The sequence below is a fragment of the Isoptericola sp. NPDC060257 genome, assembly GCF_042726645.1.
In the GTDB taxonomy this organism is placed as follows: Bacteria; Actinomycetota; Actinomycetes; order Actinomycetales; family Cellulomonadaceae; genus Isoptericola; species Isoptericola nanjingensis.
Map to the genome: position 1 here is coordinate 1 of NZ_JBHXAW010000331.1, position 4347 is coordinate 4347.

General features: G+C 68.2%; 3 protein-coding genes. All 3 read right to left on the reverse strand.

Going from position 1 to position 4347, the window contains the following annotated elements; translation table 11 throughout:
- Positions 1–53 precede the first annotated feature (53 nt).
- Positions 54–1232, reverse strand: a complete 1179-nt coding sequence (mmsB, locus tag ACFWEK_RS19355) for a multiple monosaccharide ABC transporter permease (protein ID WP_430546633.1) — start codon at positions 1230–1232, stop codon at positions 54–56.
- Positions 1229–2788 carry a multiple monosaccharide ABC transporter ATP-binding protein gene (mmsA, locus tag ACFWEK_RS19360; protein ID WP_430546634.1) on the reverse strand — a complete coding sequence of 520 codons (1560 nt, stop codon included), beginning with the start codon at positions 2786–2788 and terminating at the stop codon, positions 1229–1231. The genes mmsB and mmsA overlap by 4 nt, the downstream gene beginning before the upstream one ends.
- A gap of 141 nt (positions 2789–2929) precedes the next feature.
- The gene (gene chvE / locus ACFWEK_RS19365) at positions 2930–4090 is read right to left on the reverse strand and encodes a multiple monosaccharide ABC transporter substrate-binding protein (RefSeq protein ID WP_429766209.1); all 1161 of its coding nucleotides are present in this window, start codon (positions 4088–4090) and stop codon (positions 2930–2932) included.
- Positions 4091–4347: the final 257 nt, after the last annotated feature.

The following is a 4347-nucleotide window of genomic DNA, read 5'->3' on the forward strand; positions in this document are numbered from 1 at the left end:
CCGCCGCCCCGCGCGTCGGCGCGGGATGGTCCGGCCCCGGCCGGACCCCCGGGTCAGCGCAGCACCGAGGCGCGACGCTTGTTGTAGATGTCGAACGCGACCGCGAGCAGCAGCACCAGGCCCTTGACGACCTGCTGCATCGACTGCGGCACGCCCATCAGCTGCATGCCGTTGGACATGACGGCCATGATCAGACCACCGATCATGGCGCCGCCCACGCGGCCGACGCCGCCGGTGGTCGACGCGCCACCGATGAAGCACGCGGCGATCGCGTCGAGCTCGAACATGTTGCCCGCGCCCGGCTGGGCGCCGTTCATGCGCGAGGAGTAGACCACGCCGGCCACCGAGGCCAGGACGCCCATGTTCACGAAGATCCAGAAGTTGACCTTGCGGACCTTCACGCCGGACAGCTCGGCCGCGTGCCGGTTGCCGCCCACGGCGTAGACGTGCCGGCCGAAGACCGACTTCTGCGTGACCAGCGTGTACGCGATGATCAGCACCGCGAGGATGATGAGCACGATCGGCAGGCCGCGCGAGATGGACAGCTGGTACCCGAACCACATCACCACGACGGCGACCGCGACGAGCTTGACCACGAACAGCGGCATCGACTCGACCGTCTGCTGGTAGGCGATCTTGCCCTGGCGCGTGCGCCACTGGCTGACGCCGAAGCCGACCACGGCGATGCCGAAGATGACGAGCGTGAAGACGTCGAACCCGTTGCCGCCGAGCAGCCCGTTGAGGAACCCGTTGGCGATGTCGTAGTAGGTGCCGCCGAACGGCGAGAGCGACTTGTTGTCCAGCACGAGGAACGTCAGGCCGCGGAACAGGAGCATGCCGGCCAGGGTCACGATGAAGCCGGGGATCCCGACGTACGCGACCCAGAAGCCCTGCCAGATGCCGACGAGGAGGCCGACGAAGAGCGCGGCCAGCACGCCGACGTACCAGGGCAGGCCCTGCCGGACGACGACGACGGCGCTCACGGCGCCGGTGAGGGCGACGACCGAGCCGACGGACAGGTCGATCTGCCCGGCCACGATGATCATCACCATCCCGATCGCGAGGATCAGGATGTACGAGTACTGCAGGACGATGTTCGTGAGGTTCGTCGGCGAGAGGAAGTTCGGGTTCAGCGCGGCGAAGAGCACGACGATCGCCAGGAAGGCGATGACGATGCCGCTCTGGCGCATGTTCCGGGTCAGGATGTCCCGGACCGAGTCGATGGCGTTCATGAGGCGATTTCCTTCGTGGGCAGGGGCTGGTCGCGCTCGATCGTCATGAGCTCCATGAGGCGCTCCTGCGTCGCCTCGGCGACGGGGAGCTCACCGGTGATCCGACCGAAGGCGAGGGTGTACACGCGGTCGCAGATGCCGAGCAGCTCGGGAAGCTCGGAGGAGATGACGACGACCGCCTTCCCCGCCGCGACCATCTTGTTGATGATCGTGTAGATCTCGAACTTGGCGCCGACGTCGATCCCGCGGGTCGGCTCGTCGAGGATGAGCACGTCGGGGTCGGTGTACAGCCACTTGGACAGCACGACCTTCTGCTGGTTGCCGCCGGAGAGCTTGCCGACGTCGACCAGGACGTTGGGCGTCTTGATGTTGAGGGAGCCGCGGTAGTCCTCGGCGACCCGGAGCTCCTCGTTGCCGTTGACCCAGCCGCGCGGGGCGAGCTTGGGCAGGCCCGCCGCGGAGATGTTGTGCCGGATGTCGTCGATGAGGTTGAGGCCGTAGTGCTTGCGGTCCTCGGTCGCGTACGCCAGGTTGTGCCCGATCGCCTCGGACACGTTGCGGACCTGGATCGGCTTGCCGTCCTTGTAGATCTCGCCGCGGATGTTGCGGCCGTAGGTGCGGCCGAAGATGCTCATCGCGAGCTCGGTGCGCCCGGCTCCCATGAGGCCGGCGATCCCGACGACCTCGCCGGCGCGCACGTTGAACGACGCGTCGATGATGATCTGCCGGCCGATCTGCGTGGGGTGGTCGACGTTCCAGTGCTCCACGCGCAGCACCTCGTCGCCGACGACGGACGCGCGCTCGGGGTAGCGGTGCTCGAGGTCGCGGCCCACCATGCCGCGGATGATGCGGTCCTGGGTGGAGCCCGGCTCGGACATGTCGATGGTCTCGATGGTCCGGCCGTCGCGGATGATCGTCGTGCGGTCGGCGATCTCCTCGATCTCGTTGAGCTTGTGGGAGATGATGATCGACGTGATGCCGTGCGCCTTGAGCTGGCGCAGCAGCTCGAGCAGGTGCTCGGAGTCGTCGTCGTTGAGCGCAGCGGTCGGCTCGTCGAGGATCAGCAGCTTGACCTCCTTCGAGAGCGCCTTGGCGATCTCGATGAGCTGCTGCTTGCCGACGCCGAGCTGACCGACGGGCGTCGTCGGGTTCTCGTCCAGGCCGACGCGCTCGAGCAGGGCGTGGGCCTTCCGGTTCGCCGCGTTCCAGTCGATCATCCCGAACCGGTTCCGGGTCTCGTTGCCCAGGAAGATGTTCTCGGCGACCGACAGGTACGGCACCAGGGCGAGCTCCTGGTGGATGATGACGACGCCGCGGTCCTCCGAGTCGTTGATCGACCCGAACTCCGCAGGCGTGCCGTCCAGGATGATCTCGCCGTCGTAGGTGCCGTGCGGGTAGACGCCCGACAGCACCTTCATGAGCGTGGACTTCCCCGCGCCGTTCTCGCCGCAGATGGCGTGGATCTCGCCCTGCTCGACGGTCAGCGTGACGTCGGACAGCGCCTTGACGCCGGGGAACTCCTTGGTGATGGAGCGCATCTCCAGGATCGTGCTCATCTGCGCCCTCGTCCCTCCTTCGGTGGGGTGCGCCGCCGTCGGACACGTCCGCGGCGGCCCCGGGGGCGGGCCCGCCCGTCGTCCGCCCCCGAGCGGGAGCGGCGACGGACGGGCCCGTCCGTGCGGGTCATGACCTGCGGATCAGTCGTCCGCCTGACCGGCCTTGACCTCGTCGGCGGTGTAGTAGCCGGCGTCGATCAGCACGGGCTGGATGTCGTCCTTGAACACCGTCTGGACCTCGAGCAGGTACGACGGCACGACCTTCACGCCGTTGTCGTACGTCTTGGTGTCGTTCGCCTCGGGGTCGTTGCCCTCCACGAAGGACTGCGTGGCCTTGACGGCCTGCTCGGCGAGGAGGCGCGTGTCCTTGAAGATCGTCGAGGACTGGACGCCGTCGTCGATGAGCTTGATGTTCGCGATCTCGGCGTCCTGACCGGTGACGACCGGCAGGCCCTTCTCGAGGGTCGGCCCCATGCCCGCGCTCTGGAGCGCGTTGATGATGCCGCGGGAGAGCACGTCGGCCGGCGCGAGCACGCCGTCCAGCTTCTCGCCGCCCTGGTACGTGGAGGTGAGCAGGTCCTCCATGCGCTTCTGGGCCGTCTCGAGCTCCCAGCGCTGCGTCGTGACCTGGCCGAAGTCGGTCTGGCCGGACGGGACGACGATCGTGCCGTCGTCGATGAGCGGCTGCAGCACCGACATCGCGCCGTCGAAGAAGAACCCGGCGTTGTTGTCGTCCGGCGAGCCGGCGAAGAGCTCGATGTTGTACGGGCCCTTCTCGCCGGTCTCCTTGCCGTCGGCGTCGAGGTAGCCCAGGCCGCGGAGCAGGGCGTTGGCCTGCGCCACGCCGACCGCCTCGTTGTCGAACGTCGTGTAGAAGTCGACGTTCTCGCTGTCGCGGATCAGGCGGTCGTACGCGATGACCGGGATGTTCGCCGCGGCGGCCGCGTCGAGCTGGCTGGTCAGCGCGGTGCCGTCGATCGAGGCGATGACGAGGACGTCGACGCCCTCGGTGATCATCGAGTCGATCTGCTGCGTCTGGGTCGGGATGTCGTCGTTGGCGAACTGCAGGTCCACGGAGTAGCCGAGGTCCTCCAGGCCCTTCTTGACGTTGTTGCCGTCCTGGATCCAACGCTCGTAGGTCTGCGTCGGCATCGCGACGCCGATCTTCACGTCGTCGTCGCCGTTGCCCGCGGCGCCGTCCGCACCGCCGCCACCGCCGGCCCCGGAGCCGCCGCACGCGGCGAGTCCCAGCGTCAGCGCCGCACCGGCGGCCACCGCGCCCATCGTCTTGGCGAGTCGCATCCTCGCGCTCCTTCTCGTCGTCGAGTGTCCCCCGGCAGCGACCGTCGCCGCCGGCGCCCGGACGCCGAGGTTTCCCCCGGACGACCGAGCCGGTCCGCGGTACAGACTGCTGCGTTCGAGTTCCGAAGTCAAAGCCTCAGCGGGTGGAAACCGATAACGATCGCGTCACGGCACGCCGGCAGGGCCTTGACGGCACGGCGAGGCGTGGACCGCATCCCCGCGTCCAGGTCCTGTACGGTCCACGCGCCGTACCCGGT